At 45.0% G+C, this 22,719-nt stretch carries 17 protein-coding genes and 1 pseudogene; 7 read left to right on the top strand and 11 right to left on the bottom strand.

Going from position 1 to position 22,719, the window contains the following annotated elements:
- The first annotated feature begins 100 nt into the window (after window positions 1-100).
- Complete coding sequence (locus tag B853_RS06985) at window positions 101-1,837, top strand: methyl-accepting chemotaxis protein (protein WP_038884786.1); 1,737 nt, start codon at window positions 101-103, stop codon at window positions 1,835-1,837.
- Between the two features lie 68 nt (window positions 1,838-1,905).
- Here the strand turns inward: B853_RS06985 and B853_RS06980 are convergent, their stop codons facing one another.
- Window positions 1,906-2,877 carry a TAXI family TRAP transporter solute-binding subunit gene (locus B853_RS06980; protein WP_010448314.1) on the bottom strand — a complete coding sequence of 324 codons (972 nt, stop codon included), beginning with the start codon at window positions 2,875-2,877 and terminating at the stop codon, window positions 1,906-1,908.
- 321 nt (window positions 2,878-3,198) lie between these two features.
- On the opposite strand from B853_RS06980, the gene B853_RS06975 reads away from it, so the two are divergent.
- On the top strand, window positions 3,199-4,350 hold the full coding sequence (locus B853_RS06975; protein WP_038884785.1) for an HD-GYP domain-containing protein: 1,152 nt from the start codon (window positions 3,199-3,201) through the stop codon (window positions 4,348-4,350).
- A gap of 63 nt (window positions 4,351-4,413) precedes the next feature.
- Here the strand turns inward: B853_RS06975 and exaC are convergent, their stop codons facing one another.
- Entirely contained in the window at window positions 4,414-5,934 is a 1,521-nt protein-coding gene (exaC, locus tag B853_RS06970) for an acetaldehyde dehydrogenase ExaC (RefSeq protein WP_038884784.1), read from the bottom strand.
- Window positions 5,935-6,181: 247 nt separating this feature from the next.
- Between exaC and B853_RS06965 the strand changes: the two genes are divergently transcribed.
- A complete protein-coding gene (locus B853_RS06965; protein ID WP_038884783.1) occupies window positions 6,182-7,945 on the top strand; it encodes a sigma-54-dependent Fis family transcriptional regulator in 1,764 nt (587 codons plus the stop codon).
- Between the two features lie 60 nt (window positions 7,946-8,005).
- Here B853_RS06965 and B853_RS25945 read toward each other — a convergent pair whose 3' ends face one another.
- Entirely contained in the window at window positions 8,006-8,212 is a 207-nt protein-coding gene (locus B853_RS25945) for a hypothetical protein (protein WP_038884782.1), read from the bottom strand.
- Between the two features lie 274 nt (window positions 8,213-8,486).
- Between B853_RS25945 and B853_RS06960 the strand changes: the two genes are divergently transcribed.
- Complete coding sequence (locus tag B853_RS06960) at window positions 8,487-9,389, top strand: LysR family transcriptional regulator (protein WP_038884780.1); 903 nt, start codon at window positions 8,487-8,489, stop codon at window positions 9,387-9,389.
- A gap of 97 nt (window positions 9,390-9,486) precedes the next feature.
- Here B853_RS06960 and B853_RS06955 read toward each other — a convergent pair whose 3' ends face one another.
- Window positions 9,487-11,007 (bottom strand): DUF1254 domain-containing protein, encoded by a 1,521-nt coding sequence (locus B853_RS06955; protein ID WP_038884779.1) that lies wholly within the window; start codon window positions 11,005-11,007, stop codon window positions 9,487-9,489.
- Window positions 11,008-11,278: 271 nt separating this feature from the next.
- Between B853_RS06955 and B853_RS06950 the strand changes: the two genes are divergently transcribed.
- A complete protein-coding gene (locus B853_RS06950; protein ID WP_020197504.1) occupies window positions 11,279-11,485 on the top strand; it encodes a hypothetical protein in 207 nt (68 codons plus the stop codon).
- A 14-nt stretch (window positions 11,486-11,499) separates the two neighbouring features.
- Here the strand turns inward: B853_RS06950 and B853_RS06945 are convergent, their stop codons facing one another.
- From B853_RS06945 to zwf, 5 genes are all read right to left on the bottom strand, one after another.
- A complete protein-coding gene (locus tag B853_RS06945) occupies window positions 11,500-12,033 on the bottom strand; it encodes a hypothetical protein (protein ID WP_038884777.1) in 534 nt (177 codons plus the stop codon).
- Window positions 12,034-12,040: 7 nt separating this feature from the next.
- Window positions 12,041-12,559, bottom strand: a complete 519-nt coding sequence (locus B853_RS26405; RefSeq protein ID WP_038884775.1) for a DUF1240 domain-containing protein — start codon at window positions 12,557-12,559, stop codon at window positions 12,041-12,043.
- Window positions 12,560-12,795: 236 nt separating this feature from the next.
- The gene (gene gnd / locus B853_RS06935) at window positions 12,796-14,244 is read right to left on the bottom strand and encodes a decarboxylating NADP(+)-dependent phosphogluconate dehydrogenase (RefSeq protein WP_005531010.1); all 1,449 of its coding nucleotides are present in this window, start codon (window positions 14,242-14,244) and stop codon (window positions 12,796-12,798) included.
- A gap of 40 nt (window positions 14,245-14,284) precedes the next feature.
- The gene (gene pgl, locus B853_RS06930) at window positions 14,285-15,001 is read right to left on the bottom strand and encodes a 6-phosphogluconolactonase (RefSeq protein ID WP_010448335.1); all 717 of its coding nucleotides are present in this window, start codon (window positions 14,999-15,001) and stop codon (window positions 14,285-14,287) included.
- The gene (gene zwf / locus B853_RS06925) at window positions 14,998-16,500 is read right to left on the bottom strand and encodes a glucose-6-phosphate dehydrogenase (RefSeq protein ID WP_038884774.1); all 1,503 of its coding nucleotides are present in this window, start codon (window positions 16,498-16,500) and stop codon (window positions 14,998-15,000) included. The genes pgl and zwf overlap by 4 nt, the downstream gene beginning before the upstream one ends.
- Window positions 16,501-17,045: 545 nt before the next feature.
- Between zwf and B853_RS06920 the strand changes: the two genes are divergently transcribed.
- Together B853_RS06920 and B853_RS06915 are read left to right on the top strand one after the other, a co-directional pair.
- Window positions 17,046-17,981, top strand: a complete 936-nt coding sequence (locus tag B853_RS06920; RefSeq protein WP_038884773.1) for an AraC family transcriptional regulator — start codon at window positions 17,046-17,048, stop codon at window positions 17,979-17,981.
- 122 nt (window positions 17,982-18,103) lie between these two features.
- Window positions 18,104-20,240 (top strand): annotated as a pseudogene (locus B853_RS06915) (TonB-dependent siderophore receptor).
- A 160-nt stretch (window positions 20,241-20,400) separates the two neighbouring features.
- Here the strand turns inward: B853_RS06915 and B853_RS06910 are convergent.
- Both B853_RS06910 and B853_RS06905 read right to left on the bottom strand, forming a co-directional pair.
- A complete protein-coding gene (locus tag B853_RS06910) occupies window positions 20,401-21,087 on the bottom strand; it encodes a response regulator (RefSeq protein ID WP_038884769.1) in 687 nt (228 codons plus the stop codon).
- A complete protein-coding gene (locus tag B853_RS06905) occupies window positions 21,084-22,703 on the bottom strand; it encodes an ATP-binding protein (protein WP_038884768.1) in 1,620 nt (539 codons plus the stop codon). Before B853_RS06905 ends, B853_RS06910 begins: the two co-directional genes overlap by 4 nt.
- Window positions 22,704-22,719 lie beyond the last annotated feature (16 nt).

The raw sequence follows: 22,719 nt of genomic DNA, 5'->3' as shown, positions 1-22,719 counted from the left end.
GGTGTCTTATTATTGAGCCAATTCAACAAAAAACGTAATTTTGTTTGACTGCCGGATTGCAGTCTTTTTTATGGTCACTCAACAAGGATGTATAGGTAATATGGCTCACCTTTCGTTTAAGAATAAACTGGTGTTGCTGATCGTCGCGATCATCACCACAACCACTCTTATCTCTTACTTCAGCGTCAACCACTTTATAAGCAACTACATTCACCAATCAGACAGCAAGAACATCACCCATATCATTGACATCACCCGCGACAAACTCGAAGCTGAACTTAATAGTAAAGTTGCGCAGGCCACCAATCTCAACTTCAGCATGATGGACATTGCGGATGCAAAAGAGACCTCTGGTTTTGCTCAGGTTGTGAAAATCGTCAACGGTTACGCGTTCGATGATACGGGCAACATGAGTGAAGAAGATGCTCAATATTTTATCGACGCTGCAGAGACGCAAACTGAGCAACTGAGTATTAGCCCTATCACTATCAAAGACACTGTCCCATACATCACTTTTTCAATTAAAAGGTTTGACGATTCCGTTGATTTTTTCACTTACGACCTGGCTTCCTTAAGTAAGGTCATTGTTGGACTTGCGGCTGAGGGAAGCTTTGCTGAACTTATCGGTGATGGAACTGTTATTTACAGTAATAAGCAAGGTAGTGACTTAACGCCTGTAGAGCGTAACATCTCATTCGGCAATGGCCAGTGGCAGCTGATAGGATATATTGACCAAAGTAACATTCAAGCTAACACAGACAAGCTGAATTGGATGATTACGTTAGCGCTATCAATTGCTGGCATTGCAATCATTTTGGGTAGTATTGTTTTGCTCCACTTTGCTTTTAAGCCGCTTGAGCAATTGAAGAAATTAGTCAGTGACCTGTCAGATGGTAACGGCGATCTAACTCAAAGGCTCAATATCGACAGCAAGGATGAGATAGGCCATATATCCCAATCAATAGACCTGTTCATTGCCCAACTGCAGAAAATGTTTGTTGAAGTGTCTCATTCATCTTCACATATCGACCACGCGGTTGGTGAGCTTGCCAAACAGTCAGATAACAATAGTAGCACTCTAAATCAGCACACTATTGAATCAGAACAAGCCATCACTGCAATTGAAGAAATGAGTGCAACGGCAGAGTCTATTGCGAGCAGTGCTGATGATGCAGCTAAGCTTACTGACCGTACTAACCGCTATGCAGAGGAATCGAAGCGTACTGTTGGAAACGCGGTTCAAAGCGTAAGTGACATGGTCACACAGGTGGCTTCTATGTCTGACACCATTGGAACAATGAGCGAAGACACCAAGCAGATCAGCTCTGTGTTACAAGTGATTGGAGAGATCGCAGAACAGACAAACCTACTAGCATTAAACGCTGCAATTGAAGCCGCCCGTGCCGGTGAGCAAGGACGTGGTTTTGCGGTCGTCGCTGACGAAGTTCGTGCCCTCGCTGCTCGTACACAACAAAGCACTTCTCAAATCAATGAGATGTTAGCGAAATTGAAGTCGACGACCGATAATGTGGTCAATGAAATGGACTCGACGCGCTCAAGTTGTCAACAAACCGCAGATCGCACCAATCAGGTAATGGACTCTTTAAACGTAGTGACAGATTCTGTGGTAGAGATCAACGACTTGAACACCTTGATGGCGACATCTGCTCAAGAGCAGCGTCAGGTGACTCAGGAAGTCAGCCGTAACATGAGCGCAATTCAAGAGATCATTCGCAAACTCAACGAGAACGCCTCGCAAACAACATCAGTCAGCGACGAACTGAAAGCCACCTCTACTGGTTTGGGTGATGTCGTTTCACGGTTTAAAGTGCAATAACTCTGACAAGCTACAAACAAAAACGCCATCGCGAAATACGATGGCGTTTTTTATTGGCCAGAGAGAGATTACTTAATCAAACCAACTTCTTTGTAGTACTTCTCAGCACCTGGGTGAAGCGGCGCGGACAGACCATCTTTCACCATTTCTTCTTTCTTCAAGTTCGCGAATGCTGGGTGTAGACGGCGGAAGTCATCAAAGTTTTCAAAAACCGCTTTTACTACGTTATACACCACTTCATCTGGCACTGCCGTAGAAGAGACAAACGTCGCACCCACACCAAAGGTCTGTACATCGCTGTCTGAACCACGGTACATACCACCCGGTACGTTTGCGATACGGTAGAAGCTGTTGTCAGAAACTAGCTTATCTACTTGCGGACCAGCTACAGTTACGATGTTACTGTCACAAGAGGTGGTCGCCTCTTTAATAGCACCACTTGGGTGGCCTACGGTGTAGATCATTGCGTCAATCTTGTTATCGCACAGCGCTTTAGACTGTTCTGATGCTTTTAGCTCAGACACCAATTTGAAATCGTCATTCGTCCAACCGTACTCTTTCATCAGTACTTCCATCGTACCGCGTTGACCAGAGCCAGGGTTACCTATGTTAACTCGTTTGCCTTTTAGATCATCGAACGATTGAATGTTGGCATCTTTACGAGCAACAACCGTAAACGGTTCTGGGTGTACAGAGAACACTGCACGAAGCTCTTTGAATGGGCCTTTGTCTTCAAACTTGCTCGAACCGTTGTAAGCATGGTACTGCCAGTCTGACTGAGCGATACCTAAATCCAGTTCACCCGCACGAATGGTATTAATGTTGTAGATCGAACCACCAGTACTTTCCACTGAACAACGAATGCCATGGTCAGCACGTGATTTATTCACCAAACGACAGATTGCACCACCCGTAGGGTAATACACGCCAGTTACACCGCCCGTACCAATGGTCACAAACGTATCTTTAGCAGAAACTGAAAAGCTTGCGCTCATTGCAACTAGCGATGCCGCCACTGCGAGCTGTTTTAACTTAAACATTGAATGTCCTTCTCCGTTGTTGTAGTGAAGTAAGTATAGCAACTATTAACAAGTTGTTAACGCACAAGATCACATCCTAGAAATTCATGAATAATTTAAAAATACAGATAGTTAAGTAATGTCTAACATTCTCGTTATATGTGGTTACTTCAAGCTTTTTTACTATATCGTTACATAAATAACCTTACTTTTATGATGGGAATCTAATTTCAAAGTAAGACGGGTTAATTGAATGTAATTCGGGTGCTACATTTTAAGTCTAAATTATGAGAAATCGATTCCATTATAAAAAGCAAAAATGTGCAACAAAGGTTGGCAAGCATGCTCGATTATCCCCTATTAAGTAAAACAGCGACCAAAGAAAAGAAGACCACAGCAATACTGGATGAGCTATTTAAGCTCGCTCAAACAAGCTACCCAGAGTTCAGCCGATTTTCTGTGGTATTAATCAAAGGAAACAAGGCTTCTAACTACTATGTAAATGACACTATAGCTCAACCATTTGGTCTTGATTTTGAGGACCAAGAGCTTCGCATAAACTCTTCATTGACGGAGGTCGCCTATAACTGCCAAGTTAGAATCGTTGATGACCTAGAAAACTTCGACAACACCGAACGCATAAAGAAACTGATCAAACTCGGCCACAAAAGCAGTTATGCATCACCTATATATAATCGTGGTTCTATCATTGGGTTCCTTTTCTGCAATGCAACAAAAACCAAGTTTTTCTCGGATGAGCATACGCAACGAGACTTCGCCTACCTGAGCCAAATCATATCGGGCATGTTCATTCAGCTAGATGAAAAACAAAAGCACTTTCAATCAGCTTTAGCGATTGCTTTGAAGATGGGACACGAAAGAGACCCTGAAACAGCAGAGCATTTAATACGAATGGGAAAATACAGTGAGCGACTTGCACGGTTACTAGCAGATAAAAATAGGTCTATTACCCCTGAGTTTATCCACCGCATCAGGCTATATGCCCCCTTTCATGATATAGGTAAATACAAAATCCCTGACGATGTACTCTTCAGTGATAAGCGCTTTACAGCAGCTGAACGCGAAGTTATGAATCAACACACCATTTTTGGAGAGCGGATCATTGAAGACGTTGTCGCGCTGTCTGACACATCAATGATTGCACCAGATGAAGTGCAATTTATTAAGAACATCATTCGCCATCACCATGAGTATTACAACGGTACAGGTTTACCCGACGCATTGTGTGGTGAAGACATTCCCTTAGAAGCGAGGATCGTAACACTGGCCGATGTATTCGATGCCTTGCTAAGTAAGCGCGCGTATAAAGCTGCTTGGTCACTGTCTGATACGGCAAACTTTATTAAAGAACATAGGTTATTGATGTTCGACCCAGATTGCGTCGACATGCTGATCGAACACCTAGACGAATTTTTGGCGATCCGTTCCCACCACAGAGACCACGAAAGTACCCAAAGCGCCGTTGCTTGTTAAAAAAAGCCCCGAGCACTCGGGGCTTTGTTTTACTGCTTTTTCTTTTGCCTGAAGGCGATTTATTTAGAAGAATCCTAGCGGATTGACGTCGTAGCTGATTAACAGGTTTTTCGTGTTCTGATAGTGATCGAGCATCATCTTATGCGTCTCTCGACCAATGCCGGATTTCTTGTAGCCGCCAAATGCAGCATGTGCAGGGTAAGCGTGGTAACAGTTTATCCAAATGCGTCCCGCTTCAATGTTACGTCCCATGCGGTAAGCAAGGTTCTGATCACGAGTCCACACACCAGCACCCAGACCGTATTCAGTGTCATTAGCAATTGCCAGCGCTTCTGCTTCATCTTTAAAAGTAGTCACTGCGATTACCGGACCAAAGATCTCTTCTTGGAAAACTCGCATCTTATTATGACCCTGTAACAACGTCGGTTGAATATAGTAGCCCTGTTCCAAGTCATTCTCTTGTTTCGCTACATCTCCACCAAATACGACTTTCGCTCCTTCTTGGCGGCCGATCTCTAGGTAACTCAGGATCTTATCGAACTGCTCTTGCGAGGCTTGAGCGCCAACCTGAGTATCAGTGTCCATTGGATTGCCTTGCTTAATGGTTTTTGCTCGCTCTGCAACTTTAGCAATGAACTTGTCGAATACAGATTCATGTACCAGTACACGTGATGGGCAAGTACACACCTCGCCTTGGTTAAAGAAAGCAAGCAAAGTACCTTCAATACACTTATCTAAATACTCATCTTCGTGATCAAACACATCTGGGAAATAGATGTTCGGAGACTTACCACCGAGCTCAACCGTCGACGGAATTAGACTCTCCGCCGCACATTTTAGGATGTGGTTGCCCACTTCCGTTGACCCCGTAAATGCTAACTTAGCGATTCGGTTACTCGTCGCCAGTGCTTGCCCTGCTTCTGAGCCAAAGCCATTGACTACGTTCACCACGCCAGCAGGCAGAAGGTCACCAATCTTTTCCATCAGAACCAGAATTGAAGTCGGCGTTTGCTCAGCAGGCTTAAGTACCACACAACAGCCCGCGGCCAACGCAGGTGCCAGCTTCCAAGCCGCCATCAACATTGGGAAGTTCCAAGGAATGATCTGCCCCACAACACCAATCGGCTCAGGGAAGTGATAACTTGCAGTATGCTCATCTAACTCAGCCGCACTGCCTTCTTGAGCACGGATACAACCTGCAAAGTAACGGAAATGGTCCACTACTAAAGGAAGGTCTGCCGCTAACGTTTCACGAACGGGTTTGCCGTTTTCCCATGTTTCAGCAACTGCAAGCTCTTCAAGGTTTTGTTCAATGCGGTCTGCAATTTTTAGTAGTATATTCGCACGCTCAGTCACGCTGGTTTTTGCCCACTGTGCTCTTACGCTATGCGCTGCATCCAGTGCAAGGTTGATGTCTGCTTCCCCAGAACGAGCAACCTTACAATACGCTTGGCCATTGATTGGCGATGTATTGTCGAAGTATTCACCACCCGTTGGTTTTACCCATTCGCCACCGATGTAGTTGTCGTAATGCGATTTGAAATTAACGATGGCATTTTCACTACCTGGCTGTGCATAGATCATAACTCTTCCTTTTGTTCTCGTTCATTTTTTTGTTTTAAACAACCGAGTGTTCAACTCAGCATTGTTGCAAGAACATCACTCAAGTCACATGCCAACAATGAGCACCTTGTTGTTAATTAAATGTAAAACTATGATTACCAAGCGATAACAAACTAAGTGAGTGACGTTTGAGCGGATGTATGGTGTGAACACCAGTGTTCAAGTGTTCCAAAACGGCACACCCTCACTGTGACAAAATGGTACAGTCATGGAACTTCAGCACATTACCAACAGCAATTGGCTTTCCACCTCATGGAACAGAAGTGAACAAGCCGGTTTAAAACAGCGACGTCGGCCAGACGATATTCGTGTCACCTCAGCGTTACTTGAGGACCGACGCCACCAGCTCCACTTCTTAATCGATGCCGTTAAGCAATATGCTTTGCCTTTGTTTAATCAATTGTTCTCCCACAGCGACAGTCGGTTAATACTGACCGATGCCGAAGGCGTGATCATTGGGAGCTGGGGGCAACCTAAGTTCCGTGAAAAACTGACAGAAATTGCGCTTAGTTCTGGCGCGTGTTGGCAGGAAAAACTCAAAGGCACCAACGCCATTGGCACTGCGCTAGTGGAAGCAAAACCCGTTTCCGTGATTGGTGACCAACACTTTATACAACATCATCGCTTTATCAGTTGCTCAGCGAGCCCGATCTTTGATCATTTGGGTAATTTGATTGGGGTTCTGGACATTACCAGCGAGCAAAAGAAGCATGACTTTTCAACACAAGTCTTAGTGCAAAACATGGTTCAACAGGTAGAAAACCAACTCCTTAACCAAATTCCCAAAGGGCACATTCGAGTGGACTTAGCCTGTGAGCAAGGTCTGCTCAATAGCGGTTGGCAAGGCATCATCATCGCCAATGAAGAAGGTCAAATTCTGGCTCATAACCAAGTAGCCTCACAATTGTTGGCTCAAACGAACGTTGTTGGACAATCACTGGCATCGATACTCGACGGTTCTGCCAGTAATCAATATTTAGTGTTTAAAACTCAGCCACTCTCGGAACCTAAAACTCAATCTCGCTCCATTTCAGCCTCAAATGATCTCCATTATGGCGACGCAAACGTAGAGCACTGCTGGCAACAAGCGAATCGTGTTATAGACAAAGACATTAGCTTATTGATCCTTGGCGAGACGGGAGTAGGCAAAAATGAATTTGTTAAAGCTCTGCACAAAAACAGCAAGAGAAAGAATGGGCCTTTGGTTTCCGTCAACTGTGGTGCGCTACCCAAAGACTTGGTCGAATCAGAGCTATTTGGCTACGTGGGCGGAGCATTCACAGGCGCAAACAGCAAAGGTTACCAAGGTAAAATCCGTCAAGCACACAAAGGCATCTTGTTCTTAGATGAAATTGCAGACTTACCATTAGAAGCGCAAAGCCGGTTGTTGCACGTGCTCCAAGACAAAACCGTATTGCCCGTAGGCTCTAACCAGACCATTCAAGTTGATACGCAAATCATCGCCGCAACACACAAAGACTTAGAGCTATTAGTTGATCAAGGTGAGTTTCGTCAGGATCTTTATTACCGACTAAATGGATTAATCGTAGAACTTCCTCGTTTTGAGGAGCGCAGTGATAAGCAAGCGCTGATTGAAAACATTCATCGCCGCCACTCTGAATCAAAGCAAAGTATTTGCCCTCACCTGCTGTCACTGATGTTGAGTTATGGTTGGCCGGGGAACCTACGTGAGCTCGATAGCTTAGTAAAAGTCTCTGCTTTGATGGCGCAAGGTGAACCCCAACTTGAGCTTAGCCACGTACCCAACCATCTGGCTAAGAAACTTGGTCAATCACCCAATATTGTCGATGCTGATACACCAAACACTAAAGACATGCGTTCTACTGTAGAAGATAAGCTGGTAAAAACCTACCAAGCAAACCAAGGCAACATCAGCAAAACCTCGCGTATGCTCGGGCTAAGTCGCAATACCATTTATCGCAAGCTTAAAAGCCTTGGTATTCTCAAGTAATAACTGAGGAATAAAAAAAGAGCACCGTATTGGGTGCTCTTCTTGTTTTGAAACCTAGCCTTACAGTCCGCCTTCTTGCTGCGCCTGTTTTACTAATGCCTGACGTTGAGTTTCCGTGTCTGAATTCACTTTCTGTTCCTTGTGCGTTTCCTGGTCCATATCAGTCGGAATGAAAACAAAGTACTTGTTAAGAGTCATCTTAAGAACCTCAATTAATAGTGTTAAATCACCTTCTTGGTAAATGTAAACAACACCAGCAAAAAACATCTTATGCCGGATCCTTGTTGTAGGTTTCAAAAAATAGAGGATGTTTGACCATCAAACATCCTCCATATGCAAGCTAATTATAGGATGAGTTCAAAGGCTTACCTAGCACTCTTTTTCACCTTTTATGCAATCTTTGTTTCTTAATCAGATTTAATACACCATACCCTTACGACCTAACCCCATGTCACAAAAGGAAAATTTGTCTTCGATTTTATTGGAACAGAGGATGAGAGACGTTGATACTTAAAGCTTAACGTTTTGAGGCGCTTACTTCGTGAAAAATACCATCGATTTAAATTTGTATCGCTTTCTTTATCTACTGAGCCAGCAAAAGTCGCAGGCGAAAGTGTGTCATACGCTAGACATCAGCAAAGCAACCTTTACTAGGCAACTCGCCGAGTGCCGCCTGCGATTTGATAACGAACTGTTCAATGCAGAGAAAGGCGTTTATACCCCTACGCTGCTCTGTCAACAATTGTGTGAGGCTATCGGGGAGCCTCTAGAGCAACTTGAGCAGATACCGCAGTTGGCAAAGACCTTTAATGCAAACCAATATTCTAACGAGTACGTCTTCAGCATCATCAACCCTCTTTCTGGCATGTTAACGATCCCTTTGGTTACCGCCCTTACCACAGATGAACAAAAGCCCAAGATTTCCTTTATTGATTGGTCGATAGAAAGCATAGAGAACCCTAAACGCGGCGCTGTCGCGATTGGGATTGGTGGGTTTCCTAATGAACTCAACGAGAGAATGGTGGAACGTAAGGTGGCTTCCGTCCCCATCTTTGCGTATGTGAACGCTCAACACCCTCTTCACCAACAAACCGAACTCGAACTCAGTGACATTGAAAACCTTGAAACGGTGCGAGTCTCCATGGGTTCGCTCGATGTGAACGCTTATTACGAACGAATGCGTAAACTGACGGGTGTGAATCTAGAGCAGAAGCTGACCGTCTCCTCAATGACTGCAGCACTCGATTGCGTCAAAGTCAGTCCGTATGTATTTGTCGGTATGTATATCGACGATCAAGAGCTACCCGCAGGAATTTGTCGATTACCGTTAAAATTAGAGGGAACGTCAATGTTGTTTGATGTCGGGATTCAGTACCACCGAGCCTTTTACCAACACCCGATCATTGCACAAGTGGAAACCTTTATTAAACGAGCGCTTAGCTAAGCCGCTAATTTTTGTTGCCGCATAGCCAAGGAATAAAAAAAGCCGACCAATTAACAGGTCGGCTTTCATCTTCAGTTTGTCGCACCTTACGATGGTCTTATTTCACTTCAGTGATATCACTTGGCTTCCAAGAACCGTCATACCATGGTTCTAAAGGACCGTACATACGTAAGATACTGAACCAGCCTTTGTTTGGAACCGTTTGAATCCAGTTTGCTTCTTTACCCTTCGGAGCGGTTGGACCGAAGTACAAATCGACCGAACCATCTGGGTTTTCAACCATCTTGTCGCGCTTATCGTTCTTACTTGGGAACGGTTGGCTCGTTTGTAGCTCCGAACGTGTTTGCGTATCGTAAGCAACCACAGACCAGAAGTTCTTCGCTGGCACATTCGCAGGAATCGTCAGCTTGTAATTCTTACCGCCATCAAAGAACTTACCCTCTGCCGTTTTATCAACAATGGCGTACTGAGAGCCTTTACCAATCATCTTAAGCGCCATTGCTGGCGTGTTTACCGTTGCCATGTAGAAGAAATAAGTACGCGCATCCAGATTACGTCCGCCTTTACCTTCATCAATCAGCCACTGATAATCTTTGCCGATAAACGCAGTTTTCCAGTTACGATCGTCCCAAATATACGCGTTTTCTGTACGTGGGTTAAACATCAGCGCACGAGCCGTCGCGTTACCAATTGCAGCACCATCTTTCAGGATCTTCTGCATACGCGCATCAGGTTCGAACGGCTTACCTTTTTGAATACCAATTGCCGCAATCAAACCGCGCATTTCTGGGTCGATAAAATCAATAGGCTCTTTGTCGATCACCGTTTTGATTTCATCATAGAAATGGTCGTCGTTCGCATGGATAGTATTGAAGGACTTACCACTACCAGAGATAAACTCCATCTTCGGTTGTTCACCTTTCTTCGCCAGTGGGTAAATCTTCAAACCTGTGTGGTATGAGTTAACCGCTGCATCCGTTTTACCGTCTTTCAGGAACCCACGCGCAATAAACCAGTTGGTGTAACTTGTTGACTGCGAAACATGGTAACCCTCAGGGACTGGACCATCGTAATTTGGTGGCAAAATAAGGTATTTACCACCCTGACCTTTGTCTGGACCTACAACGCCCATATCGGTCACGAAACGGAAGAAGGCATCATTGACAGTGGTTGGCCCCATGCCCGGTGGGATTTCTACAACCGTTGGACCATCACGCTCTAAATCAAGAAACGCCGATGCGTAAACCGTATCCGTGTTACCCGTTAAAAATAGCGGGTTTGAATCCATCAGATCATCAAACAGCATCACCTGATTTGAATTGGTTAGCCCCATCTTCTCATGCCCGACTCTCAACGCTTCCATAGAGGCCATAGGAATCGCGTTCATAAACACTTCTGTCGCACGCATGGTATCGAGATTGTTGTACAGCATCTCCATGGTTTGTTGGCTTGGCACGCCATCCTTGAAATTCAGAGTACCAATGCTGGTTTCAACCTTATCAGGTGTAATGATGCTTGATGGAATGTCAGTGTTGTAAGCGCCTGTGCTTGCCATCACTGATGATGAAACCAATAGGCTGGTAATCAATGCGACACGTTTAAGTTGAGTCTTTAACATAAGAGTTTCCTGCGTTTTCAGTTGGGATGCATTTACTTTAGCCAAAGATAAAAATCATTTTTGACGCTCAACAGAATCAAAAACGCCGTCCAAAACACTATGCAATGAAACTCACAACAATTTGCTATTAAAAACTGTCTACCAGGTCAATATTTAATCTTTTTTGAGAAATATTTAGCCTACTTTTTGGGTATCTTCTGAGCAAAAAAGAGACAATACAAATGCGGAGTGAAAGCACTCTGGCTCTACCCACTAAGCTCTGGGAGGCGTTATGAAAAGTAAAAAATTAGGTCATGTAATGTCATTCAGCAGAATGTTTTCCTTCATTGCCTTTCTGACAGCCACATTCGCTTGGGTATTAAGTATGTATGCCCTCTTTACGGTTTCCGTTGTGGCACTTTTCGTCAGTGGACTACTCTACTTGAATGACAGATTCGGCCATCACCCAAAAGGCAATGTAAAAGAAAAGAGCGCTTAGGCGCTCTTTGAGTACTAATGAACAATGCTCCTAGACTTCAGATAAGCATTTATTTCATCAAGTTGATATAAGTTGCCGTCTTCGGTCATAGTCAACATCTTCTCATCTCGACATAACTCAGGCTCTCTGACCATTACCTCAATGCTCGGCTTACTCGATGCTAAAGAAAATAACGGGCATTCATAGTAGCCTTGACCTGTCGCGAGTGAAATTAATCTTTCTTGCTCTATAAGAGAAGCGGGCCACGCTAGAGCTATTGCTGACAACAACATAACTTCAAGCGAACGACTTAATACCGTCGACACGGCTTTGCCTATCTTTGCTTTGTATATGGCATAAACACAACTTACAAGAATAGTGATACTAGCGCCAATAACGATTACATAGCGCGTATTAATGTAGATTATTTGATATTGCTTAGCTAATTGAACCTGTAAGCTTAGAGATTCGAAATGATCACTGAGCAACGTAAAAGCAATGCCACATGTAATCAAGCTGATAACAAGAGCGACCAGGCTAACTTTTTTTATGCTTGGCGTATCATCCATTGCCCTACTATTCCTCACGTGTCTTTAATAACTTATCAACCCTTTCTAATTCGTGAAAATAGCCATACATAGCAATGCGATTGATCTCAGCATCCGAGCAAAGCCTCTCATTTTTTACCATTGCTTCTATCGTCATTCCGCTGGACGCGATTGTGAAAGGTGGACACGCTAAGTAACCATTATTTTCTGCAATATACTTCAATCGCCAAAATTCAAAAATTTGAATTGGAATAGCAACGATAAGGGACAAGAGAACTGCTATGGTTATCACTTTAATCGGCACTTTGACTAACTGTGTCATTCGATCAAATAAAAGATAAACCAATAATATGGGACATAAGAGTAAGCTTGAGAAACTTAAAACATATGACGCATCAATGTAGACCACTTGAAAATCACTACTGAGCTGAAGCATTAGAGATTCGAAAGCGAAATGATGATAAAGGCGATAAATGGCATAGATGATCAACAATATGAACATAAGCGACGCAAAAACTGGATGAAATGGATGCTTCTGTTGTGTCATATCTATTATCGTGACCTTGTAGTTGAGGGGGCGCCAGAGAGCAGCTTAGCTTCACTGTTCGGAAAGGAATATTAAACTGATAGCGAAAGCATGCTCTCCCATTTCTGAGAACTGCGTTTGACTTCAAATCATTGTGAAACTGTTAGTTTTAGTAGTATCTCTCTCATGAATTGCAGGTAATAAAAAAGGATGCCACTTGGGCATCCTTTTGCTTTTATCCGTTTACTGACTGCAGATTAAACGTCGTAAGTTGTAGACGCTGTGTCGCCGCCTGTACCAGTCCAGTTAGTGTGGAAGAATTCACCACGTGGACGGTCAGTACGCTCGTAAGTGTGAGCACCGAAGTAGTCACGTTGAGCTTGAAGCAGGTTCGCTGGTAGACGAGCAGTTGTGTAACCGTCTAGGAAAGATAGCGCAGAAATCGTACATGGCATTGGGATACCGGACTCTAGAGATTTCGCTGCTACTTTGCGCCATGCTGCTAGGCTGCCTTGTAGGATGTTTTTGAAGTACTCATCAGAACCTAGGAATGCGATATCTGGGTTCGCTTCGTACGCATCACGGATGTTGCCTAGGAACGCAGAACGGATGATACAACCACCACGCCACATTAGTGCTACGTTACCGTAGTTTAGGTCCCAACCGTTTTCGTTAGACGCTTCGCGCATTAGCATGAAGCCTTGAGCGTAAGAGATGATCTTAGAAGCTAGTAGCGCTTGACGCAGTGCATCAACCCACTCTTGCTTGTCACCTTCAACTGGAGTGATTGTCTTACCGAATAGAGACTCAGCTTCAACACGTTGGTCTTTCAGTGCAGATAGACAACGAGAGAACACAGACTCAGAGATAAGCGTTAGAGGAATACCTAGGTCTAGTGCGTTGATACCTGTCCACTTACCAGTACCTTTTTGGCCTGCTGTGTCTAGGATCTTCTCAACTAGAGGCTCACCGTCTTCATCTTTGTAGCCAAGGATGTCAGCAGTGATTTCAACAAGGTAGCTGTCTAGCTCAGTCTTGTTCCAATCAGCGAATACTGCTTGCATCTCGTCAGCAGACATACCAAGACCGTCTTTCATGAACTGGTAAGCTTCAGTGATAAGCTGCATGTCACCGTATTCGATGCCGTTGTGCACCATCTTAACAAAGTGACCTGCACCGTCGTTACCAACCCAGTCACAACATGGTTCGCCAGCGTCAGTTTTTGCAGAGATACCTTGGAAGATTGGCTTAACCGCTTCCCAAGCTTCAGCAGCGCCGCCAGGCATGATTGAAGGACCAAAACGTGCACCTTCTTCACCACCAGATACACCAGTACCGATGAAGTGAATGCCTTTCTCACGGCAGTGTGCTACGCGACGGTTTGTGTCTGGGTAGTTAGTGTTACCACCGTCAATGATGATGTCGCCTTCGTCTAGAAGCGGGATTAGGTTGTCGATGAACGTGTCAACAACGTCACCTGCACGAACCATAAGCATCACTTTACGTGGCGTTTCTAGCTTCTCTACTAGTTCTTCTAGAGAGTATGCACCGATGATGTTTGTGCCTTTCGCTGGACCTTCCAGGAACTCGTCTACTTTTGCAGCAGTACGGTTGTGAGCCACAACTTTAAAGCCGTGATCGTTCATGTTAAGGATAAGGTTTTGACCCATTACAGCAAGGCCGATTACACCGATATCACCTTTCATTGTTTCTCTCCAATTGTCTTTTATTCGACCAACGGCCGCATTAAGCGATTTTTGCCGCTGCGTCTAAATCTAAATACCATTCCGTCAGACCCGCTTTCGCTTGGATCTTCGCTGCCGGATATGGAAGTACGCGTGCTGGTGAGCTATTAATCTCTTCGATAATGTCTGCTTTACCAGCGCCAAGTACTAAGTAACTGATGCGCTTCGCTGCTTCTAATACGCGTGCCGTCTTCGATACGCGAATCTGACCAGACTCAGGATGAGAAGCCAATACTGATAGGTTCTCATCATCGTAGTTTGTCTGACCAGGGAACAGTGATGCGGTATGACCATCTGCGCCAACGCCAAGCAAGATCCAATCAAACACAGGAGTGCCATTTTCAGTTGGAATCACTTCTGCCATCTCTTTCGCAAAGCGCTGTGCTTCTGCTTCTGGCTCTTCTTCACCACGGATGCGGTGGATGTTCTCAGCAGGAATGCTCACTTGACTAAATAGTAGAGCATTCGCTTCGCCATAGTTACTTTCTGCATCATCAGGCGCAACACAGCGCTCATCACCCCACCAGAAGTGTAGGTTTTGCCACTGAATTGACGTCGCGTAAGCTTCTGTTGCTAGTAGCTTAAACAGCATTTTTGGTGTGCTGCCGCCAGAAAGAGAGATGTGAACAGGTCGGCCCATTTCGCTAAACGCTTTCATGTCGTTAGCAAGGCTTTCTACTACCTGCTCTGCTGTTTGGTAGATCTTGTGGTTGATCATAGTTCGCAGTAGTCCGTATCTGTTAGGTTTTTACAAGGGAAACGCCAAGCGCGGTTGGCTCGCTGTAGCAAGTCGTCCGCTTCTTTTGGTCCCCATGTACCACATGCGTATCCGAATAGCGCTTGTGGGTCTTGCTTGAAATCTAGAATCGGTTGCACGTATTTCCAACACGCTTCAACCGCATCGCTACGAGCAAATAGCGTTGCATCACCGTTTAGGGCATCAAGAAGTAGGCGCTCATAAGCAGTCAGCATTTGGGTTTCTTGCAGATCAGCGTAGTGGAAGTTCATTTTCACTTCCTTCGCTTTAAAGCCTGCGCCCGGCTCTTTCAGACCAAAGCTCATTTGGATGCCTTCGTCTGGCTGAATACGAATAATCAGCTTATTCTCTGGTGCGTTTTGACCAAACACTGGGTGTGGTGTCTGTTTAAAGTGGATAACCACTTCAGTCACGCGAGTCGGTAGACGCTTACCTGTACGTACGTAGAAAGGCACGCCATTCCAACGCCAGTTGTTGATGTAGGCTTTCAGGCCGATGTAAGTCTCGGTACGAGAATCGTCTGCGACGCCGTTCTCTTCACGGTAACCCGGAAGGTGCTGACCACGAACATCCGATGCCGTGTACTGACCTAATACAAGGTCGTTACGAAGTGCGTTCTCATCCAGCGGTTTAAGACACTGAAGGACTTTTACCACTTCATCACGCATCGCGTCAGCATTGATCTGTGCAGGCGGCTCCATACCCACCATTGCTAGCACTTGTAGCAGGTGATTTTGGAACATATCGCGTACTGCCCCAGAACCATCGTAGTACCCACCACGCTCTTCTACGCCTAAGAATTCTGCGCCGGTGATTTCCACGTAATCAATGAAGTTACGGTTCCATAACGGTTCAAACATCGCGTTAGAAAAACGTAGGACAAGCAGGTTCTGAACCGTTTCTTTACCTAGGTAGTGGTCGATGCGGTAGATCTGATGCTCTTGGAAGTGCTCGTGGATTTCTTTGTCCAACGTGCGCGCTGATTCAAGGTCGTAACCGAATGGTTTTTCGATGATCAGGCGTTTCCAGCCATCTTCCTCATTGTTCAGACCGTGTGCTGCAAGACTTGCAGGGATCACGCTGTATAGGCTTGGTGGCGTCGCAAGATAGAAAAGCGTATTACGTTGTTCGAATTGGTATTCGTCTGCCAGTTGGTCTAAGCGTGTCGCCAACTTGCTGTAATCTTGTGTGTCAGATGTATTGATTGCTTGGTAATGCAGGTGGTTAATAAATGCATTAAGCGTTTCTGGCTCAGTTTTTTCCATTTCTTGAAGCGATTTTAACAACTTCTCACGGTAAGACTCATCACTGTACTCAGTGCGGCTTACACCTAGAATGGCAAAATTTTCTGGAAGCTGCTTGTTCGCATAAAGGTGGTATAGAGCAGGAATTAACTTACGGTATGTAAGGTCACCTGAAGCACCAAAAATAACGATGCTACTGTTTTCTGGTATTACCATCATCTTTCCCTTAAAAACGAGGTACTTATTGTGTGCCCGGATACGGCTAAAAGGATTGAGCCAACCCTATCAATGGCACCACAAAATAGAAAATTGGTCTTACCTATTACGTTGATAGGTAAAGCCTATAGCCTAAAATTACCGCAATGACTAAACCTCTCACGAGTGTGTGAAATTTAGCGTTTTGAGGTCATTTAAGACACTTATGTCTCTCGAGTACAACCTTGCACTCTGTGGAGGAGATTTCCGACACGGGGGCGTATTGTCTACGAGTATTTGATTTACATCAACACTTGGACGTGCAAACGTTTAAATAATTTACAAACATCAACATAAGGCAATGAAAATTAAGAAATAAATGCCATTGAAGATTAGACGTCAAAATTTAAGCAAAAACTCTAAATAGACTACTTCTCACTCAAGTTTGCAATCCATTACATAAGCTCTGTGCGCTATGCAGAATTTACAACTCTACTTCATAGTTGTTGATAATGATACTTAATTAAAGATAATGGAGAATTCTATCAACACACGTTAGGACAGCTATGACCCAGGGCTCAGAAAAACAGCAATCGACGTATCGTATTCAAGGCGTATTGGATTACATTCATAGTAATCTTGATTCTCCTTTGAGCGTTGATGACATCTCGCAACAAAGTTGCTGGTCTCGCTGGCAGTTGCAGCGCGTGTTTCAGCAACAAACCGGGCTTTCGGTTGCAAACTACGTGAGAGAGCTTAAGTTAAGCTACGCTGCAGAGCGATTAGTCGGTGGATGTGAGCGCTCTTTGGATATTGCGCTGGAAATGGGGTTTGCCTCCGAGCACGCATTCAGCCGTGCATTCAAGCAGATGTTTTCTGTCAGCCCTCGTGAGTATCGAAAGAACCAACAGTTATCAGGGTTACGTAAACCATTTACGTTACGCCACCTTCCAGAAGCGTCGCACAATGATGGGCACTTTATCGAAGTAAAGATAGAAACGAAACCAAGCTTTTATCTACAGGGGCTTTCTCAACCAATCAGCGGTTTGTTCTCCCCTTCTCCAAACTTCCATTACAAAGTCCCGCAGTTGTGGCTTCAGCTTTCTCTTATTGCCGATCAAGTCGAAGAGTCGCCAGTTCGCCATCTCGGTGTTATTGATGTTACCCACCCTCACTTTGATGGTTCGAATCTTCAATATTGGGCAGGTTATGAACTCGACGACAATGTCCATTTACCAAGCATTACAAATGCAGTGTCCGATCAACTAGAGACCTTATTCGTACCACAGCAAACTTATGCCGTGATCACTCACATCGGTAAGGCAGCGAAACTTGCGCAAACCCTTGAGTGGTTCATCATGTGTTGGTTACCTGCTTCAAATTATCGCGGTGTAGATGGGTATGAACTTGAAAACTATCCGGCAGACTACCAGCCAGATAGTGATAACGCCCAAATGCAGTATTGGTTACCCGTAGAGCGTTACCGCCAACACTCGAAGTAAGAGAAAAGTCTGGCCCTTTAAAGCGAATTGCACCAAATTGTTAACTTTTCTATTTCTCCTATATATAAAATACAAATGACAATCATTATCAATAACTAGAAAAAGTAGTGGAATTAGGAAAAATGGAAACCCCGATTAAATTTCATCGCTCAACACTTGCAGTTGTTGTTTCTGCGCTGATCGCAGGACACTCTGTTGCTGACGAAGACGTAACTCAACTCGAAACAATGACCGTATTAGGTGAAACTTACCGAAATACGGCGACAAAAACATCATTAGATCCAGAAGAGACACCACAAGCAATCACCATCATTACCAAGGATGAGATGGATTTACGCGGCGTCAGCACGGTCAGTGAAGCACTTCGTTACTCATCTGGTGTAAATACCGAACTACGCGGTGGTGCCGTTACGCGTCTAGACCTATTCAATATCCGTGGTTTCATTAACTACACCAACTTCTACGATGGTCTCCCTCTGCTATTCAACGGTTGGAACTTACAGCCACAAATTGATGCGGCTGCGGTTGAGCAAGTTGAAGTGTTCAAAGGACCTACGTCTGTTTTATATGGAAACATCCCACCAGGCGGCATGGTCAACATCATCGCAAAGGCTCCGCAATCTGAGCCAGCTAACACGGTATCAGTCAGTACTGGCACCAACAGCCTGAAAGAGCTGAGCTTCGACACCACGGGGCAAATTGGTGATTCAAACGTGAACTACCGCATCGTAGGGTTGGCGAAGCAGCGAGATGGTCAAGCTGAGACATCAGAAGACGAACGTTATCTGATTGCACCTTCATTCGACTGGCAAGCGACAGACAACACGCTTGTTAATGTTAACGTGTACTACCAAAACGATCCTTCGGCAGGTATTTACACCACAGTACCAGCAGCGGGTTCCGTTCTCGATAACCCACTCGGTTCGTTGTCTCCTGATACTTACTTGGGCGACAAAAACTGGAACACCTATGAACGTGAAGTGTTGATGGTTGGCTACAAAATTCTGCACGACTTCAACAACAACTGGCAGTTCTTGCAAAATGCACGTTACATGACGGCTGACTCGTACCAAGAAAACACGTACAACAGCCCATTAGCCGCTGATAATCGCACGATTGGTCGTAATGCTTACCTCACGGATGAAGACTCAACTTCATTTGTGATTGATAACCAATTATCAGGCTACGTTGCCCATGGTAATTTCGAGCATAACTTGCTATTTGGGTTAGATTACCAATACCTAGATTCTGATGTGAAATACAAAGACACTTTAGGTTACTCGCTTACGCAAGACATCTTTAACCCTAATCACAACCAGATTGACCGCAACGCTCTAAAGTTCGCTTACCAGCAAGCATTGGACATCAAGACGAAACAGCTTGGCGTTTACTTCCAAGACCAGCTTCGCTACAACAACCTTGTGATGATTGCGGGACTTCGCTGGGATACATACGAATCCGACACCAACACCGTGAGTGATTACCTAGGCACAGTCACACCGAGCAAGGAAAAGCTTGATGAAAACAACATCTCTTTCCGAGTTGGTGCGTTGTACGAGCTTGATTTTGGTCTGTCTCCTTACCTGACTTACTCAGAGAGCTTTGAACCAATCGCGGGGGCTGATGCATCAGGTAAAGCGTTCGACCCTTCTACTGGTCATCAATGGGAGCTGGGCTTCAAATACGCCCCTCGTGGGGGGGGACGTATCAGGCAACCTCGCGCTATTCCATATCACCAAGAAAAACGCAATCTTGACCGATCCTAACAACCCATACGCACCGCAATACCAAGCTGGTGAAGTGGTTTCTCAAGGTGCAGAGCTAGAAGCGAAATGGCAAGCAACGCCGCAAGCTGACCTAACGCTAAACTACACCTATATCGATATGGAAATTAAAGAAGACAGCTACTACCAGCAAGAAGGCAAAACGCCAGTGTGGGTACCAGAACAAACCGCTTCTTTATGGGCAAACTACTACTACGAAGGTACGTTAGCAGGGCTTCGCACCAGTGCTGGCGTTCGTTACGTAGGTAAAACAGAAATGGATGCACAAAACAGTGACCAAGTGCCAGATTACACCTTGTTTGACCTAGCGGCGAGCTATGACTTATCGGCGGCTTCACAATCACTCGACGGCGCAAGCGTCACGGTATCTGCGAGCAATATCTTTGATGAGGAATACTACAGCTGTTACGACAAGAACAACTGTTGGTTTGGTGCTGAGCGATCTATCGAAGCGAAGCTTGAATACAAGTTCTAACGCCTAACAAGTTGCTCAAATAAGTTCTTATTCGAGAACATAAAAACAAACCGTATATTTCACAAATCACAAGCGGTGGCTACCAATAAGCCACCGCTTTTCATTTCTCTTAGGTTTTACTACAGAGCGCTTCTGAACAGTATTTAAAGTTCGAATTGAGTTACCTTGTCACTTTTCTGTAGCAACGCTCAGGTCGTCCTACCGTGCCATAGTTTAAGTCTGCCTCCAATTCACCAGAACTGATCAAGTATTCCAAATAACGTCTGGCCGTTGTTCGGCTGGCACCAATTTGCTCTCCAGCTTCATCCGCCGTATACATCTCTTCACCGACGAACAACCCGCGAATTTTATCCAAAGTCACCCCATCAATCCCTTTGGGCAATCTTTGCGACGACGTGTCTGATGCCACATTTGATTGCAGCATCTTATCAACTAAATTCTGGTCCAAGCTTTGTGCGACATTGAGTTGTTGACGTTGCGAAATGTACTTTTGCAATGCGGTCTCCAACCTTGGAAACATCACTGGCTTAAGCAGATAATCAACTACCCCGCCTCGCATCGCTTGTTGTAGTGTATCTACGTCTCTTGCCGCGGTAATTAAAATCACATCACAAGTTTGATTGTTCGCACGAAGCGTATTGAGGATCTCTAATCCTGTTCCATCGGGTAAATACACATCCATGAGCAGCAAATCAGGCTTGAGCACCTCAAGCTGTAATTCTGCTTCCATCCGTGTCGTAGCAATGCCCACCACTTCCAAGCCGGAGAGTTGGCTCAGATATTTATGATGTAGCTCTGCAATGGCAATATCATCCTCGATGATCATGACTCGCGTTGCCGTATTCATACTTGTTCTTCCTTAGGCAAATACACGGTAATTCTCGTTCCATGTTCTGTATTTGGCAGCATCTCAACATAACCGTGATAACGCGTCGCCAGTTGATTAACAAGATGCAATCCCACACCTCGATTCTGGCGTGACTTGGTTGAAATGCCCTTTTTCAAGAGCTCTTGTGGCTCAATGTTTTCCGGTAGACCACACCCTTGGTCGACTACCTCTAAAATCACTTCGTTGCCGTAATCACTGATCGACACATCAATGCTACGACGCTCCAATGCAAACGCAGCTTCAACACGAATGGCAGACAGCGTCGCATCGAAAGCGTTGTCGATTAGGTTGCCAAGTACCGTGACCAGATCTTCTGCATTTAACCACTCTGGCAATGGCTCCAATCGACTGCCTTCTTCTACCACTAACTGTAATCCCAGTTCACGTGCACGCTCAGTTTTACCCAGCAACATGCCTGCAATAAGTGGGTCTTTGATGGTATCGCGCAAAAACTCTATCATCGCTTGATAGTGTGCAGTCTCTTGCCCAATCAATTGTTGAACCGCTTCGAGTTCCCCCATCTGAACCAATCCGCTGATCGTATTAAGCTTATTTCTGTGCTCGTGAGTCTGAGAGCGAAGCAAATCGGCGTATTCTTTAGTTTGCGAAAGCTGTTCAGTAAGTTCGTTTATTTCATCACGCAGACGGAAACTGGAAACCGCACCGACGATTTTTCCTTCGACGTAGATTGGCGAACGGTTGGCAATTAAACGCTTGTGATTAAGGAAGATCTCGATATCGTGATCTTCTTGCCCTGTTTCCAGAACGGTATACAAATCGCTATCTCGTAGCGTATCTGTCAATGGCCTATTAAGAGCGGCTTCCCTTTCAATGCATAAAATCTGGCATGCACTGCGGTTGATGGAACGCAATACACCTTGGGCATCAATACTTAATACTCCCTCTTTAATGGTACTCATGGTGACATCGAGTTCACCGTACAAACGTCCAATTTCCTCAGGTTCAAAGCCCAAAATGGCACGCTGGAATTTTCGAGATGCATAGTTGGAAACAATCGCGTTGGCAGCAACAACGATTAATGCCATTAAGATAAGGAATGCAAAGAAAGGCTCGATGCGGTCTTGTAAGCGTTCCAGCAAATAACCGACCGAAACCACACCGATGATGTTGCCTTGTTGATCGAAAATTGCTGCTTTACCACGAACGGAATAACCCAACGATCCTTGAGCTGTCGAGATGTATGACTTACCTTCCACCAGCGCTCGTTGGTTGTCACCGCCTTTCATCGGCTTACCAATACGCTCGTCGACAGGGTGAATCAAACGCACACCATTTTTGTCACCAATCACAATAAACGCGGCACCTAGCGCATCGGTCATTTCACGAAATCGCTGTTGGTATGGCTCAGAGTTTTGAGATTCGATCATCTCGATGACGATATGGGATGTCGAGAGGAAACGCGCAACACCTAGTGCTTTCTCCCCCATCTCTTGTTCTTGATCGAATTTAAGGTAAGTAAAGCCCGCAGCCACAAGGATAAGTAACTCAATCAACCCTGAAAGGGTCATTATAATGAGCATACGCTTGCGAAAGCTGATCGTACTCCAACTCATGAACTTTCCCTTATCC

Source organism: Vibrio rotiferianus CAIM 577 = LMG 21460 (genome assembly GCF_002741985.1).
GTDB classification, from domain to species: Bacteria; Pseudomonadota; Gammaproteobacteria; order Enterobacterales; family Vibrionaceae; genus Vibrio; species Vibrio rotiferianus.
This window is presented reverse-complemented; position numbering and strand designations above follow the sequence as displayed.

Excerpts from the sequence above, each read along its gene's own strand:
- B853_RS06965 (WP_038884783.1), top strand. The coding sequence starts at position 6,182 with ATGGAACTTCAGCACATTACCAACAGCAATTGGCTTTCCACCTCATGG.
- gnd (WP_005531010.1), bottom strand. The coding sequence starts at position 14,244 with ATGAAAGGTGATATCGGTGTAATCGGCCTTGCTGTAATGGGTCAAAAC.
- B853_RS06950 (WP_020197504.1), top strand. The coding sequence starts at position 11,279 with ATGAAAAGTAAAAAATTAGGTCATGTAATGTCATTCAGCAGAATGTTT.
- B853_RS06945 (WP_038884777.1), bottom strand. The coding sequence starts at position 12,033 with ATGGATGATACGCCAAGCATAAAAAAAGTTAGCCTGGTCGCTCTTGTT.
- pgl (WP_010448335.1), bottom strand. The coding sequence starts at position 15,001 with ATGATCAACCACAAGATCTACCAAACAGCAGAGCAGGTAGTAGAAAGC.
- exaC (WP_038884784.1), bottom strand. The coding sequence starts at position 5,934 with ATGATCTATGCACAGCCAGGTAGTGAAAATGCCATCGTTAATTTCAAA.
- B853_RS06910 (WP_038884769.1), bottom strand. The coding sequence starts at position 21,087 with ATGAATACGGCAACGCGAGTCATGATCATCGAGGATGATATTGCCATT.
- B853_RS06975 (WP_038884785.1), top strand. The coding sequence starts at position 3,199 with ATGCTCGATTATCCCCTATTAAGTAAAACAGCGACCAAAGAAAAGAAG.
- B853_RS06980 (WP_010448314.1), bottom strand. The coding sequence starts at position 2,877 with ATGTTTAAGTTAAAACAGCTCGCAGTGGCGGCATCGCTAGTTGCAATG.
- B853_RS06955 (WP_038884779.1), bottom strand. The coding sequence starts at position 11,007 with ATGTTAAAGACTCAACTTAAACGTGTCGCATTGATTACCAGCCTATTG.
- B853_RS06985 (WP_038884786.1), top strand. The coding sequence starts at position 101 with ATGGCTCACCTTTCGTTTAAGAATAAACTGGTGTTGCTGATCGTCGCG.
- B853_RS26405 (WP_038884775.1), bottom strand. The coding sequence starts at position 12,559 with ATGACACAACAGAAGCATCCATTTCATCCAGTTTTTGCGTCGCTTATG.
- B853_RS06905 (WP_038884768.1), bottom strand. The coding sequence starts at position 22,703 with ATGAGTTGGAGTACGATCAGCTTTCGCAAGCGTATGCTCATTATAATG.
- B853_RS06920 (WP_038884773.1), top strand. The coding sequence starts at position 17,046 with ATGACCCAGGGCTCAGAAAAACAGCAATCGACGTATCGTATTCAAGGC.
- zwf (WP_038884774.1), bottom strand. The coding sequence starts at position 16,500 with ATGGTAATACCAGAAAACAGTAGCATCGTTATTTTTGGTGCTTCAGGT.
- B853_RS25945 (WP_038884782.1), bottom strand. The coding sequence starts at position 8,212 with ATGTTTTTTGCTGGTGTTGTTTACATTTACCAAGAAGGTGATTTAACA.